This window comes from Marinobacter sp. (assembly GCF_041595835.1).
GTDB lineage: Bacteria > Pseudomonadota > Gammaproteobacteria > Pseudomonadales > Oleiphilaceae > Marinobacter.
On sequence record NZ_JBFHJO010000019.1, the window covers coordinates 1 to 15221 of the forward strand.

Sequence of the window (15221 nt, forward strand, 5' to 3'; positions counted from 1 at the left end):
ACTCACGGACATCAACAAAATGTCCTGTGACTGCAGCGGCGGCTGCCATTGCCGGGCTAACCAAATGGGTGCGCCCACCAAAGCCCTGACGACCTTCAAAGTTACGGTTAGAGGTCGAAGCACAGTGTTCACCCTGCCCCAGCTTGTCGGCATTCATAGCCAGACACATGGAGCATCCCGGATCACGCCACTCAAGCCCCGCCTCAATAAAGATCTTATCCAGCCCTTCTTTCTCTGCCTGGGCTTTCACAAGACCTGAACCTGGAACCACCATCGCCTGCTTGAGACTGGAGGCCACCTTACGCCCCTTCACTACCGCAGCAGCTTCACGCAGATCTTCAATACGACTATTGGTACAAGAACCGATAAATACCCGATCCAGCTGAATATCAGTAATCTTCTGGTTCGGCTCTAACCCCATGTATTTCAGCGCACGAACAATGCCTTCACGCTTGATAAGGTCGTCTTCTTTAGCTGGATCCGGAACGTTAGCGCCAACGTCGGCCACCATTTCCGGAGACGTTCCCCAACTGACTTGTGGCTGAATTTTTGTGCCGTCCAGTTCGATAACCTTATCGAAGACCGCATCTGCATCGCTGTGCAGCGTACGCCAGTATTCAACCGCTTTATCCCAGGTTTCACCTTTAGGTGAGAACGGGCGATCTTTCACATAATCGATGGTCGTGTCATCTACCGCCACCATTCCAACACGGGCACCGCCTTCAATGGCCATATTACAGATGGTCATCCGGCCTTCCATGCTCAAATTACGAATAGCTTCACCGCCGAATTCGATGGCGTAGCCGGTACCGCCAGCCGTGCCAATTTTTCCTATAATGGCAAGAACAACATCCTTACCGGTCACACCTTTGCCCAGCTTTCCGTTCACCTTGACCAGCATGTTCTTCATTTTTTTCTGCACAAGGCACTGGGTCGCCAGTACATGCTCAACCTCAGAGGTGCCAATACCATGGGCAAGACAACCAAACGCTCCGTGAGTAGAGGTGTGGGAATCACCACAAACAATACTCATACCCGGCAGCGTTGCGCCCTGCTCTGGCCCGATCACATGCACAATGCCCTGACGGATATCTTTAATTTTGAACTCCAGAATCCCAAACTCGTCGCAATTCTTGTCCAGAGTTTCAACTTGTGTACGGGACACCGGATCAACGATCCCATCAATGCCACGATCACGGTCTGTTGTTGGCACATTGTGGTCTGGCGTTGCAATATTGGCATCAATCCGCCAAGGCTTACGGCCAGCTAAACGAAGGCCCTCAAAAGCCTGTGGCGATGTAACTTCATGTAGCAACTGCCGGTCGATGTAAATCAACGCTGAGCCGTCGTCTCGCTGTTTGACCAAATGGTCATCCCACAACTTGTCATATAAGGTCTTGCCCGCCATGGTTCTCTCTCACTCTCTGGGGGTTTCTGTTTCTTTCCTGATAGGCCCTATCATACTATCTTGCCACGAATAACCCCAATTCATGTTTTTCATTCATTGCATTCCAATTAGCTATAATCAATGATCATGCTTGTCGCAGGTGACAACCAACTGACAAAGTCTTTTCAGCCGGCGACCACCCCGGGAACATATCTCCAAAGCCAGCAAAACACTTAAAAGGGCCGACAATCAAAGATGGACACAAACTCCCTGAAAGCATTCCTGACCATCGTCGATCAGGGCTCTTTCTCAGAAGCAGCCGAAACCCTGCACCTGACCCAGCCGGCTGTCAGCAAACGACTCGCCGTTCTGGAAAATCAGCTAGGTTCCAGATTAATCGAACGGGGCCACCGGGAAATCCGTCTTACCGACGCCGGTGCACGATTACTACCCCATGCCAGAACAATCCTGGATGAAATTCATAATGCCCGCGTAGCCCTATCCTCCAACGATGGCACCATCAGCGGCGAACTGAATATTATCGCCAGCCATCACATTGGCCTGCACCATCTACCAAACTGGCTAAGACGTTTTGTCCGGGACTATCCTGAAGTTACCGTGAACCTGCAATTTATGGAGTCTGACGCGGCTTATAGTCAAATGCTTAAACGCAACGCGGAGCTAGCCTTTGTCACGCTTAGTGACAGCATGGAAAGCCAGTTCATGGTTTACCAGCAATGGTCTGACCCAATGGCGTTCGTTGCAGGTTCGGGCCATGAATTAGCGGAACAGAAAACGACCACGCTTTCAGATCTGGCAAAATACCCTGCACTGCTGCCGGACACCACTACAGCGACATACCGGGCAGTCAGCCGCTTGTTTTTGGAGGCAAACATCCCACTCAAGCAGCAGATACCAACCAATTATCTCGAAACCATCAAGATGATGACCAGTGTTGGCCTTGGCTGGAGTGTGTTGCCGGTCAGTATGGGAGACAAAACTCTGCACCAACTGGACACCGGGTTTTCGGTCAACCGGGTACTGGGTGCCGTGGGCCTTTCCGGGCGCCGGCTCAGCCAAGCGGCCAGAGCTATGCTTCAAGTGGTGAGCGATGAAGAAACCCCTGAAACGTAACCCCTCCGTTCAGACTCCCCTTGGCGGTCGCAGGCCCCGCCAGGTCACCAGAATTGCAAAAAAGATGGCGACGGCCCCACCCCAAAAGGCTGCTGAAGTACTGTAACCATTCACCAGAAAACCTGACAACCAAGCCCCCAAAGCCCCACCTGCACCAAATGTAAGACCGCTATACAAGGCCTGCCCCTGGCCATGATGATGCTTACCAAAAAAGCCCTGAATGTACTGCACCGAAACAGCATGCAGAACCCCATATGAGGCAGCATGCAGAAGCTGAGCAAAAATCAGAACTGACACGACTTCTGTGAGTTCTGCAATAAGCCCCCAACGAATCATAGTCAGAACCAACGCACCAAGGACAATCTGCCGTACCGCTAACCTCCTGGATAACCGGTGCATAACCAAAAACATGACAATTTCTGCGACCACTCCAAGCGACCACAGAAGGCCGATTGAAAGCTTGCCGTAACCATGCTGGGTAAGATGAATACTGAAGAAGGTGTAATAGGCACCGTGGGACACCTGCAAAAGAAAGTTCATCAGGAAGAACGCCAGAACGGCCGGATGAGTAACGATTTCCTTAAGGCTTCCTTTCGGAGCGCGGCCCTTACGTTCACCTCGCTCTGACGGCACCAAAAATGCGGATAACGCTATACCAAAGAAAACTGGCAGTAATAACCAGGGAAGATAGCTTATGGGCATCAGTTCCAGAATCGCGCCCACCAGGGCAACAGCGCCAATAAAACCAACAGAACCCCACAAACGCACCTTGCCGTACTTCTCCTTCTCAGCCCCCAACACTCTTAGCGTAATCACTTCATAAAGCGGCAGGATGGCGTTCCAGAAGAAGGTAAAAACAAACATCACAAGCATCAGTCCATAGAACCCGGGTTCCAGGAAAACACCAGCAAAAAATAATGAACCAGTAATGGCGCCGAAGCGTACAAGACGAACCCTCTGGCCGGTCCGGTCTCCAAGCCAGCCCCAAATACTGGGTGCAACAATCTTGGTTAGCTGAATGGTCGCCATCAACGTGGCGATTTGAAGATAGGAAAAACCCTGCCCCTCCAGATAGAGGGACCAATACGGCAAAAGCCCTCCAAGGAGGGCAAAGAACCAGAAGTAGAGGTTAGACAGCCGCCAATATATGGTGACGCCTCCCTTATCAGAGCTGACCGAGAATTGGCGTGGACACTTCGACGTCGCCGTTCTGAGCCCGATGACGAAGGTAGTGATCCAGAAGTACAATGGCCATCATGGCCTCGGCAATGGGCGTGGCGCGGATACCAACACAAGGATCGTGGCGCCCCGTTGTAATCACTTCAACCGGATTACCATTCAGATCAATACTACGGCCGGGTAAGCGCAAGCTGGAAGTAGGCTTCAGAGCAATGCTGGCGAGAATAGGCTGGCCGGAAGAAATACCTCCCAAAACTCCCCCCGCCTGATTCGACAAAAAGCCTTCAGGCGTCATTTCATCCCGATGTTCGGTACCTTTCTGCTCGATACAACCAAAACCCGCACCAATTTCAACGCCTTTAACAGCGTTGATGCTCATCAGTGCGTGAGCAAGATCCGCGTCCAAACGATCAAAGACAGGTTCGCCCAGTCCAGGAGGAACCCCCTCAGCAACCACATTGATACGGGCACCAATAGAATCGCCTTCTTTTCGAAGGGCGTCCATGTAAGCTTCCATTTCCGGAACTTTGTCAGCATCCGGGCAAAAAAACGGATTCTGGTGAACCTGATTCCAATCGAGCTTTTCTGCTTTTATCGGGCCAAGCTGTGAAAGATATCCCCGAATTTTAATCCCGAGACGTTGCTCTAAAAATTTACGAGCCACAGCCCCGGCAGCAACACGCATAGCAGTTTCACGTGCAGAAGAGCGCCCGCCACCTCGGTAGTCGCGAATACCGTATTTATGGGTATAGGTGTAGTCAGCGTGCGCCGGACGGAACTGTTCAGAAATTTTGGAATAATCTTTTGATCGCTGATCAGTATTCTCAATGATCAACCCAATTGGCGTCCCTGTTGTTTTGCCCTCAAACACACCGGACAGAATGCGAACTTCATCCGCTTCCCGTCGTTGTGTGGTATGGCGGGAAGTACCAGGTTTGCGGCGATCCAGATCAGCCTGCATATCAGCTTCTGAGAGTTCAAGGCCTGGAGGGCAACCATCGATAATGCAGCCCAAAGCAGCTCCATGGCTTTCGCCAAACGTGGTTACAGTAAACAGCTTTCCGAAAGTATTTCCCGACATATTTCAGCACTTTATTTGAGTTTTTTGATAAATATCTTTAAGCGTTTCTGGCCTGCCATTCACGAAGATCCCGGGCCGTGATCAGGAACACGCCATCGCCACCGCTTTCAAATTCAAGCCAGGTCAGTGGCAAATCCGGGTAAGCGTCATCCATTGCGCCCCAGGAATTTCCCACCTCAACAATCATCAGGCCATCTTCTGTCAGGTGGTCCGCAGCATCAGCGATAATCCGGTGAACGATATCCAGCCCATCGTCACCGGCAGCCAGACCAAGCTCAGGCTCATGGCGATATTCATCAGGCATATCCGCCATGTCTTCTGCATCCACATACGGCGGATTGCTGAGAATGACATCGTATCGCCCTTCAATATTATCAAATACATCAGACCGGATGGTCTGCACCCGCCCTTCCAGTCCGTGCAATTCAATGTTTGACTCTGCAACTGCCAACGCGTCCTCCGAGATATCGGACAGATCCACTTCGGCCTCATCAAACACCGTGGCCGCTCCGATACCGATACAACCACTACCGGTGCACAAATCCAGGATGCGCTGCACGTGACCGCTACCTAGCCAGGGCTGCAAGCCATTTTCGAGCAACTCCCCGAGCGGTGATCTCGGAACCAAGACCCGTTCATCTATGTGGAACGGCATTCCCATAAACCAGCCTTCGCCCAGCAAGTAGGCAATCGGCACCCGCTCACTGATACGTCGTTCAATGCGCCCGAGAATCAGTTCTCTCTCAGACCGGATCAGCCGGGCATCCAGAAAAATGTTATTGTTTTCCAACGGCAAGTGAACGCTGCGCAGCACTAACTGAACGGCCTCGTCCCACACATTATCGGTACCATGGCCAAAGTAAAGTGGCGAAGCGGCAAAACGTGAAGCCGCATACCGCAATAAATCACGGATGGTGTGAAGGTCGTCAACGGGGCTAGTCACAAATATGCTTCCTGATCAGGGAATTTTAGTGGCGCATTATACGCTGATTAAACCTTCCCCTGCAGCATTGCGCATTTGTTAAAGCGCTAAGGGCCCGGAACTGCTCCGACTCTCTTCAAATCGATCCAGTGCTGCAGTCATACGCTCACGACCCAAGCGAATCAATTCAGGCGCTTTGTGGTAATCATAACTACGACAGGCATTTTTAGGGATGTTCACCAGGAGGTCTGGGGGATAGCCCGCAATTTTGTACTGCACCAGCGCACTTTGCATGGTTTCTATGGTCAGGTTCATCACATCAAACTTACCAATACCAAGCTTGTCCCAGTCAATCGTTTGATGCTCTTCTTTGTGCTTTGCACGGTTAAGGTGCCGCTCGTCCAGCTTCGCTTTCTGGTCGGCCTTTCTTTTCTCTATATGCGCCTTTTTAGCAATCTCGCGGGTAATTTTGTCTTCTGGGGTTTCTCCGTGATCTGAACCTCTGGTGGTCAGCGACCTAATCGTATCCCAGTCAAACCAACGAGAAGCTTTATCCCGCATGGCATCCACCCACTCTTCAATCTCGCTGGTGTCGTCGTCTACGGCAAACGCAGCATCCGGAATTCGGCGCTGCTGATCATCTTCGCCACTCAGGTTTACCGCCACGACCAGGTCGGCATGGGCAGAAATCGTTGGAATAATCGGAAGTGGGTTCAGTAGCGCACCATCTACCAGCACGCGGCCATTCAACACCAGTGGTGTCACCACACTGGGAATCGCTATAGATGCCCGTACAGCCTGGTCCAACGGCCCCTCCTGAAACCAGACCTCTTTATGAGCCAGGAGGTCAGTGGCAACTGCAGTATAGGGGATCGAAAGGTCCTCGATGCGGGTATCACCAAGAATATCGCGAACCACAGAAAACACTTTTTCACCACGAATGGCGCCGATAGATGTAAAGGTCACATCAAGCAATTTAAGTACATCAAACTGGCCCAGACCGGTCACCCAGTCTTTATACTCCTGCAGCTTTCCCGCAGCGTGCATCCCCCCCACCAATGCGCCCATTGAACAACCGGACACAGCAATAATCCTGTAGCCCCGCTCCATCAGAACTTCAATTGCGCCAATGTGGGCATAACCACGCGCACCGCCACTCCCCAGGGTAAGTGCAACGCTTTTCCCCTTACCCGTTTGCTTCGCTGACCGCCCGGCCGAAGACACATCTGAGCCATCAACAACCACACTGACACCATCCCGAACCGGTTGCTGAGGCTTCGGTGCATCGCTGGTATCGGGACTGTCCTGCTCAGCCATATTTACTGCCTCTTGATAACAACAACTTCAACCCGATTCGCTTGACGGTTCGGAATGGTCGAGTGAACGGCCGGCCCGATTGCCATGACTCTGACCTGGCTTTTAGAGATACCTGTTTTACCCAACAATTCCGCTAGAGAGTTGCCAGCCTGTTCGGCACGCTTCAGCGATGAGTCCAGTGATTCTCCTTCAGAGAGCTCAGTAAACGAAACAAGCACAACTTCTGCGCCTTCATCTCCAGCCCAATCTAACAATCGGCGCCGATCATCGGCTGAGAATTCAAATTTGAAGGTTAAACCGCCACGCCAGGGAACAATGACGGGGCCTCGCACTCGGCCATTAACGGTATCGAAACCTGGAATACTTGCTCCCGGCGTCACACTCAGATGCTCTACCCAGACATATTCACGCAAATTACCGCGGGTGACGGTATAAATCACTGTTAACCATTGCCGGCCTTGCTCATCTGCTACAGCTGCAACCACGTAATCCTGACTGGTGTCACGCCCTAAAATACGTGGCTGATCGAAAACCTGATTCGCCCACACATTACTGCGCCCACAATTAATTCCCTCACACTCAAACAACACCTGTGCGCCGCGAGCCTGCAGTTGCTTAAGGTAGTGATCCCGGGCGGCCTCACGATTCGCATCCCGGTTAATCTCAAACAATTGCCCCGTACCTTCAACCGGCAGCCGAGCCATCACCTCTGAGCGGATCTCATTACGCACTTCTCTGATCGGGCTGAAAAGAACCAGGTGCCCGGACGACTCAATGTCTTTTGTTAACTGAAGCCTGGACTGCGGAAAGGGTTCCGGAGCCTCACTAAACACAGCAGCCAGAGAAGGAATCGAAAATATCGTCAAGGTTGCTGCAATCAGCCCTTTGTGAAAACGAGAACGCATGCGATCAAACATCAAAAAGGAACCTTTTTATAGCGGAGACAACCGGTACGGTATCTCCATCCAGGTGGCAATGGTGCCCCCCGGGTACGTCAGCAATCGTTAAACCAGAAATAAGCTCAGCCCTTTTATCCAGGACACCTCGCTTTGCCAATAACCCTTTGCGGGCACGAACAAACAACGTGGGCGTCCGGATAGCGGCCAAAGATGCGTGCACCTGCTCTTCAGTCATCATCAGGGCCGTTGGATGCCTCAAGCGGGCATCTGTGCGCCATATAAAGCCACCGCCCTGCGAACGCATGTTTCTAGGTACCAGCGTTTTCGCAGCCTCAGGGCTCAGGGGGCTCAATCCACCTTCTCTTATTCGTGCAGCCGTTGCCATATCTGGGTAGACAGTCGGTGGGGCAGATCCGTTCATTTTTTTCTGAAGTGCCCGGCGTAACTGGGGAACAGTGTCTTCAGCATTGCGACTCAAAGCACCGAGACTATCAATCATCACCAATCGCCCTACCCGCTCCGGAAAAGCGGCCGCATAGAGCCCACAGATAATTCCGCCCAGAGAATGTCCGACAAGATCCAGAGGCTGCTGGTCTGCTTCAGAAAAATGAAGATCGATTAGCTCGCAAAGGTCTGCCACATAGTCTGTCAGCCAGTAGCCAAAACCAGGCGGCCGGTGGCCGGAATGCCCATGACCAGCGAGATCAATGGCATGAACATTCGTGAATTCAGACAGTTCTGGTGCGAGTTTGGTGAAGGTCATAGCGTTATCCAGCCAACCGTGCACCATAACCACCGGAGGCCGGGCTTCTCTATGGTTTGGCCAGGTCAGGCCGGCCAAGGTGATGTTTTCAAGGGGCCAGTGGGCCTCCCGGCAGTCGGCCGGTATCGCAAGCCCGCTGCCAGCTACCACTGCATCAATCATTCCGTGCGGATCCTACATGGTGTGTGTTGGGCGATCCGAGCTCAAAGATCCGGCTAAATACGACTCGATCTTGGTGCGGGCTGTTTCGTCATCACCATTGAACTGCACGCCGATACCCGCCGCCCGGTTGCCCTGAGCTCCCTTAGGTGTAATCCAGACGACTTTACCAGCCACAGGAATTTTCTCAGGCTCATCCATCAGGTTCAGCAGGAGAAACACTTCATCTCCAAGCTGGTACTGTTTCTGAGTCGGAATAAATAACCCACCCTGTCGGATATACGGCATGTAGGCGGCATAAAGTACCGCTTTATCTTTAATGGTCAGGGTTAGAATACCGCTGCGTGCTCCGAATCCGGGCCCCATATCAAACACCTTTGAATGCTAAAAGTTCCGTGACGTCATTTTTTGCTGCTCTTCGCCAGGAATTCCCCGACATTTCACAATCATAGCAGCTGATCTTATACAAAGCTCAACTTGCCTTTCGTTTAACAGGCATCAGCGCACGCCAGGCAATTAAAAGCTGACTGGCCTCAAGCTCCGGGCTGGCATTATAAACAGCGGCACTCCGGCTCTCCTTCACCTTATCTAACAGCTCATGTGCTCGCCATGGCGGGTTACTGCGTGCAAGATAACCCAGCATATCGGCTGTTTCAGGATCGGTTACTTCGCCGCCAGCACTGCAACGAGCCAAATCAACGGCCCAGGTTTCAAACAACCATAGCGTGTCATCCAGGCCAAGCGCTTTGAATTTTTTTGCTGCTTCTCCAACGCCGGATTTTCCCTTCATAAACTGACGAAAGGCTTCAAATGCGGCATCTCTGAGCGTCAGAAAATCTCCCGTGGCATACTCAAGTGCCAGCCGGGGTGCGTTACCTGCTAACAACAGACTTCGGGCAAGAACATCTTCTCCCGGGCGCGATGCCTCTTCCAGACCGGCAACCCGTGTTGCCAACCACTTCCCTGCTTGCTCAGCCGTTGGTAGTGGAAGGTTTAATATCTGACAACGGGAGCGGATGGTCGGCAATATCGGGCGACCACTCTCCTGCAAAAGAATAAGTGTTACATCAGGCTGTGGTTCTTCCAGCGTTTTTAACAAAGCATTGGCTGCGTTAATGTTGAGCTGATCAGCCCTGTCCACAATAGCAACCTTGTGGTGAGCGACCTGAGGAGAACCTACAGCAAAAGAAGATAATGCCCGGATTTGGTCAATTCTCACCATTTTTGATTTTTCAGGGCGATATACCCGTAAATCCGGATGAGTACCGGCAGCCATAAGCTCGCACTGCTTACAGTGTCCACAAGCCACAGGCGAACCATCGTTTAAGCCAGCGGGAGCCTCACACAACAACAGACCACCAACCGCTCGGGCCCAATCCTGCTTACCGACGCCTCGCTCACCTGCAACCAGCAAGGCATGAGGCAAACGCCCCTGAGCCAAACGCTGCTGAACGGCCTTCCAGGATTGTGCAAGCCAAGGCATTTCCTGTGCTAAATCAGTCATTTCATGGTGCCCATGGAACCGGTTTTTCCATCACGCCGAAGCTGGCGCTTCATTGCCTTCAGTAATCGCTGAAGGCGTTGCACGTCTGCATTGTTATGCCTGTCAGATTCAGAGCTATAGTAATGGCTGTTAACAGCACGGGCAAAGGTCCTTGCGGATTCCGCCACAGCCGGTCGGGCCAACGCCAAACGTTCCGCCTGCACTTTCGGGGTTTCGCCACTGCGAACCGGAACGCCGGCTTGTTCACACAAACGATGCCAGGCACCCAACACCCTACCAAATGCATCTTGGCTGCCACCGGTGCGTAGCGCCAACCCGGACGCTATCCCGGCAATAAGCAAAGCCACACCCACAATACCCGCAGTAATGTACCCCAACTCCTTCATGCCCATACCCCCGGGCAGGCGCGACATAAGGTCCATCTGACTTTGACCCTGATAACCTACTATCCAGCGCTGCCACTGATAATTAACACGATCAAGCTGTAATGAAATCCATTGCAAAGCTGCAAAATCTGCGTAGCGCTGAAATGAAATCAGATCATGTTCAAGAAACGAACCCTCTTCCTCCATTGCATCCCGAAGCCCGTACTCAATCCGGTCCGGTGCAATCGCCGAAGTTGGATCTACCCTCACCCATCCGCGACCGTCCAACCACACTTCAACCCAGGCATGCGCATCGTACTGACGGACAATCAGATACTCACCCCCGGCTCCGGCATCGCCACCCTGATACCCCAGCACAACACGAGCCGGGATCCCCGCAGCCCGGAACAAGAAGGTCGCCGCCCCAGCGTAGTGGGCACAAAAGCCTCGCTTCTCCTCAAACAACAGGGCATCTACACCATCCTCGGGCATCACCGGAGGCCGCAGCGTGTAGTAATATTCCTGTTCTCTGAACCGCTGCATCAGATCATTAACCAATTCAGCGGGCTTAAGATCAGCCGCCATCTTTTCGGCCAGATCCCGGGTTCTGGGATTGCCTTTGTCAGGTAACTGGAGATACCGATATCGCTGAGCCGGATCCAGTATCTGCGCCTCAGGAGCCTGATCTGAACCCAAAGCCATCCGATACCTGACAGGACTGTCTGCAGGTCTGCCGAAGCGAAACAGCCCCTCACCGACATGAAATATATTATCTGAAGCCACTACCGAATTTTTAAGAGCAAAGGCCCAGCGTTGATCGGTTGGCGCCATCAATACGTCGTACTCATTCTCGGCAAGGGCACCAACACCCCCGTCGATAGCTACCCGACCCGGCGCTTGGAAGGGCTCATCATCCAATTGCCGCCAGGTTTCTCCATCAAGATAATCCAGTATCAGGCCGCGCCAATATCTGTCCCGATATTCGGGCTTAGCACCCCCAAAGGTCACCCGGAAAGCCGTAGCACTGCTCTGAACAAGATTCGAGATATCACCGGGGCGCATGGTATCAGAGATACCACTTCGCGCTTGGCCAGATACCAGCGGCACACTCCATAACGGCGCCATTCGGGGGAAAAACACAAACAACAGCACCACGATGGGTAAGGTTTTCAACAGCAACAGACCTAAGCGCTTCCAGCCTGCCCGAAAATTACCAGGAAGATCCGGAGCATTCAGAATCTGCACGCCCACCAACAAGCAACCTACAGCGCAAAATGTGAGCAAGGCCCACATAATGTCCTGCTGAAACAGAAAATTGACCGCAGCAAGGTACACAAGAATAAAGAACAGCACATAGAAATCACGGGCTGACCGGGTTTCCAGCCACTTCAACCCAACCGAAAGGACGAAAAACGAAGCCGCGGTGTCCACAGTAAAACGCCCCTGAACGGTGGCCACGTAAACAGAGACCAACACCAGCATAATACCCGCTTTCAGCCAACGGCCAGGTAGCCGAACCCGGCCCCGCTGAGCCAGCCAACGCCATGAAGCCAATGCCACACAGGCAGCAATAAGCCACCAGGGCAAGCGGTTCCACTGTGGTAACAATAACAAAGTAAAACTTCCAATTAACCAGAGCAAAGCACCAGCAGGTATTGCCAGCAAATTCATTTAGACGCCCTCAACGGCTTTATATCCAATGCCTGACGAGTTCCAAATGCCAGAGCATCGTGCTCTCTCGGTGGCTTTTCACCCCATACCGCCAACGCCCGCAAACAACGTTCACCATGAACAGCACCGGAGTCAGGCTCAATCACCTCGCCCGGTAAATGAAGACCAAACTTGGTGCCCTTTTGAACGCGATCAGCCACCAACCAGGCCAGATAACTTAACCGGAATTCAGCATCGGCACCCGGAAATGAATTAAAATCGAGCCAGTGCGGACTTCCTTGCTCTCCCTGCCAATCTGCAACGATCATCTGACCAGAGCGAGCAAAACGCTTCCACATCACCCGTTGGCTTAAATCTCCTTCTCTCCACGGTCGAAGATCGGCGTTATCCTGACCGGCCCTGGGTATCGCCGACTGTGATTCCGGACCATCATCGTTCGAGCTTCCTACGTCCGGCGCTATCAGCGGTCTTGGAAAAGCAATCCCGGCTGAGGAGGGACGCAGCCAGGACCAGGCTTTCAACAAACCAAATGGGAAGCGGGTTTCAATACGGATTTTGTCAGGACGCAGGTAACCCCGGTGCGAAGAATGAACCGGAAGCACCACGTCTTTATAGCCTCCGGCGGGAATATGTATTTGCTCCAGACGTGAGTCATCAACTGATACAGTGATCGCCAATGACTGATTTTTACCAGCGCATAGCCGCAGGTAAAAAGGAATCTCATCGCCTGCGGTGCCTTCTCCTGCCCGCGTCAGCGACAAGGTTAAACCTGACAAGTTGCGGTGGGTCTGGTGCATGGCACCCACAAAGACAGTGCCCAGCACGAACGTCATAAGGTAAATTAGACTGTTCTGATAGTTGATACCGGTAATCAGCAAAATCAACAACAACACGCCAAACACCACGCCAACACTGGTAGGCACGATAAATATGTTCTTTTGGGTAAACACCTGTGTGTCTGACCGGGGAATCCGCCGGTGAACCCAACGCTGCCAACTATTGATAAAAGTTCTTTTTAACATGCCCATCAGGCCATATGTTCCATAAAAAGTTCAACTACTTCATCTGCACATAAAACCACAGTTTCGCGCTTTATAGACAACTTTACTGCTTAACTGCGGATTCGGGTCACACATAGGGCACTTTCCAGTTGAAAAACTGTCTGACAAACAGAATACTCCGGTACGGGAGCGTATTGACTGAACATTGTAATCTCAGCCGCGCCTCTGAACTGAAACGGTAACGCATGAGGCAACACCATGACACGCCCATCACTGCTTGCAGCCACCATCGCGACCACATTGGCCAGCCCTGTATGGGGCGGCGTTCAAACCATGAGTTCCGACGAAATGGTTGATACCTATGTTGAGGATTCAGCCGTAATTGTTGTGCCGAGAGACCAGCAAAAATCCGAAGCCGACCGTGAAAGAATAATCCGGGCACTCACCATCTCACCCGGAGAACCCGTCATCACAGAGGCGGAAGAAGAAGCATACCGGGAAGCATTGCAACGCTACCTCGAAGATGACAGAAAAGACGCCCTCACCGACGCCGAAGAGGAATTCCTGCGTAAGGCACTGTTATTACCAATTGATGAATTAGCCCGAGCGCAGCCATCTGCGAACTTCACACCTCAAACCTTACCGATCATCTTCGGTCAGCAACTAGAAATCCCGGATGAACCTTTCACGCAAACCTTCCTGAACGATCAGCTTGGGCTTGGTTTTGATGGGCAAAACCTGAATTTCAGCATCGGCAACCCGCCGGGTTTAAACCAGATAAACATCCCCGAAGCCATTAACGATGGCCCTATCACTCTGACCCCAAGACCTGGCGGTGGATTCGATATGTCGATCCGAGTGCCGGACCGCTAAACGGCCAAACGCTTAACAAAAAAAGGCAACCATTTGGTTGCCTTTTTTATCGCATGTGTTTTCCATGCATATAAAAAACGCCCCGCAATTGCGGGGCGTTTCATCACCAGCTTAACAATCAGGTCAGATTAGTGACCGTAAACTGCCAGTTTAGTGTTGGAGATAGTCAGGTTATCCATGGCCACGGAACCGATAGAAGTACCACCGATTTCGATCGCACCGATATTCATATCAAAAGTAATGTCGTTGATATCAACACGAAGAACGTCGGTCGCTAGAGATGCACCCAGGCCATTGCCTTTGTACACATCAACGTCAGCCACGGCAAACATATCGCCAAAGCCGCCGGAGAAGTTAGAGCCATTTTCGAAGAACGTGCCACCCATGATGGCCATATCCCGAATGCCCACACCCAGGAACTCTACATCAAAGTCCATATCCATTACGTTGAATGCGACATCCAGCTGCAGTTGGTCAGTAGCTGTATCCACACGGATATCCAGCTGCCCCAACATACCATGGCCAGACAGATTAGAAACCAAAGTGGTACTCTCGCTTCCGTCAGCCGCAACCAATGACATGGAGCTGGCAGTCACACCCCAATCGATCGGGTTACCAGTAATAGAGTGAAGTGAAATAAAGGCGTCGCCGTCGGCTTCAACATCAATAGTAATGCTGAAGTCATCCAGCAGGTTGGTTACAGGGTTACCGATTCCGTCATGGGCCGCACCGGCTATACCCGCACCCCCAATTTCGATACCGCTAACAGCAAAAGAACCTTCATCTGTGTACACAAAGGAACCGATGCTTACTTGAGTTTCCAGTTCGATGGTCACACCGGCCTGACCGGTGATGTTGCCCATCATGCTGTCGTCCATCGCTTTCAGGTCAGCGTGAGCTGCGAACGGAGCGGCGGCAATAGCAGTTACCAAAGCAATTTTTTTCAGGCCTTTCATTGTTATTCTC

General features: G+C 52.1%; 14 protein-coding genes. 2 read left to right on the top strand and 12 right to left on the bottom strand.

Features of this window, described 5'->3' with window-relative positions; all coding sequences use genetic code 11:
* Positions 1–1408 (bottom strand): 3-isopropylmalate dehydratase large subunit (gene leuC / locus ABYA77_RS08370; RefSeq protein WP_372965501.1); only part of this gene is annotated, 1408 nt, incomplete at its 3' end.
* Positions 1409–1642: 234 nt separating this feature from the next.
* On the opposite strand from leuC, the gene ABYA77_RS08375 reads away from it, so the two are divergent.
* Positions 1643–2521, top strand: coding sequence for a LysR family transcriptional regulator (locus ABYA77_RS08375; protein ID WP_372965502.1), 879 nt, complete (start codon positions 1643–1645; stop codon positions 2519–2521).
* A gap of 9 nt (positions 2522–2530) precedes the next feature.
* On the opposite strand, the gene ABYA77_RS08380 is transcribed toward ABYA77_RS08375, so the two are convergent.
* The 10 genes from ABYA77_RS08380 to ABYA77_RS08425 form a co-directional block, all read right to left on the bottom strand.
* Positions 2531–3670, bottom strand: a complete 1140-nt coding sequence (locus tag ABYA77_RS08380) for an MFS transporter (RefSeq protein WP_372965538.1) — start codon at positions 3668–3670, stop codon at positions 2531–2533.
* Positions 3671–3686: 16 nt separating this feature from the next.
* Positions 3687–4781 (bottom strand): chorismate synthase, encoded by a 1095-nt coding sequence (gene aroC / locus ABYA77_RS08385; RefSeq protein ID WP_372965503.1) that lies wholly within the window; start codon positions 4779–4781, stop codon positions 3687–3689.
* 37 nt (positions 4782–4818) lie between these two features.
* Positions 4819–5724: a 50S ribosomal protein L3 N(5)-glutamine methyltransferase gene (prmB, locus tag ABYA77_RS08390; RefSeq protein WP_372965504.1), complete on the bottom strand. Its 906-nt coding sequence runs from the start codon at positions 5722–5724 to the stop codon at positions 4819–4821.
* A gap of 78 nt (positions 5725–5802) precedes the next feature.
* Positions 5803–7020, bottom strand: coding sequence for a patatin-like phospholipase family protein (locus tag ABYA77_RS08395; RefSeq protein WP_372965505.1), 1218 nt, complete (start codon positions 7018–7020; stop codon positions 5803–5805).
* A 2-nt stretch (positions 7021–7022) separates the two neighbouring features.
* Positions 7023–7937 carry a DUF4892 domain-containing protein gene (locus ABYA77_RS08400; protein WP_372965506.1) on the bottom strand — a complete coding sequence of 305 codons (915 nt, stop codon included), beginning with the start codon at positions 7935–7937 and terminating at the stop codon, positions 7023–7025.
* On the bottom strand, positions 7930–8844 hold the full coding sequence (locus ABYA77_RS08405; RefSeq protein WP_372965507.1) for an alpha/beta fold hydrolase: 915 nt from the start codon (positions 8842–8844) through the stop codon (positions 7930–7932). The genes ABYA77_RS08400 and ABYA77_RS08405 overlap by 8 nt, the downstream gene beginning before the upstream one ends.
* Positions 8845–8856: 12 nt before the next feature.
* Positions 8857–9207, bottom strand: coding sequence for a PilZ domain-containing protein (locus tag ABYA77_RS08410; protein ID WP_114333655.1), 351 nt, complete (start codon positions 9205–9207; stop codon positions 8857–8859).
* Between the two features lie 106 nt (positions 9208–9313).
* On the bottom strand, positions 9314–10345 hold the full coding sequence (holB, locus tag ABYA77_RS08415) for a DNA polymerase III subunit delta' (protein ID WP_372965508.1): 1032 nt from the start codon (positions 10343–10345) through the stop codon (positions 9314–9316).
* Positions 10342–12381: a DUF3488 and DUF4129 domain-containing transglutaminase family protein gene (locus tag ABYA77_RS08420; RefSeq protein WP_372965509.1), complete on the bottom strand. Its 2040-nt coding sequence runs from the start codon at positions 12379–12381 to the stop codon at positions 10342–10344. Before ABYA77_RS08420 ends, holB begins: the two co-directional genes overlap by 4 nt.
* On the bottom strand, positions 12378–13403 hold the full coding sequence (locus tag ABYA77_RS08425; RefSeq protein ID WP_372965510.1) for a DUF58 domain-containing protein: 1026 nt from the start codon (positions 13401–13403) through the stop codon (positions 12378–12380). The genes ABYA77_RS08420 and ABYA77_RS08425 overlap by 4 nt, the downstream gene beginning before the upstream one ends.
* Positions 13404–13640: 237 nt before the next feature.
* On the opposite strand from ABYA77_RS08425, the gene ABYA77_RS08430 reads away from it, so the two are divergent.
* Positions 13641–14255, top strand: a complete 615-nt coding sequence (locus ABYA77_RS08430; protein ID WP_372965511.1) for a hypothetical protein — start codon at positions 13641–13643, stop codon at positions 14253–14255.
* Positions 14256–14383: 128 nt separating this feature from the next.
* Here the strand turns inward: ABYA77_RS08430 and ABYA77_RS08435 are convergent, their stop codons facing one another.
* Positions 14384–15211, bottom strand: a complete 828-nt coding sequence (locus ABYA77_RS08435; protein WP_372965512.1) for a DUF6160 family protein — start codon at positions 15209–15211, stop codon at positions 14384–14386.
* Positions 15212–15221 lie beyond the last annotated feature (10 nt).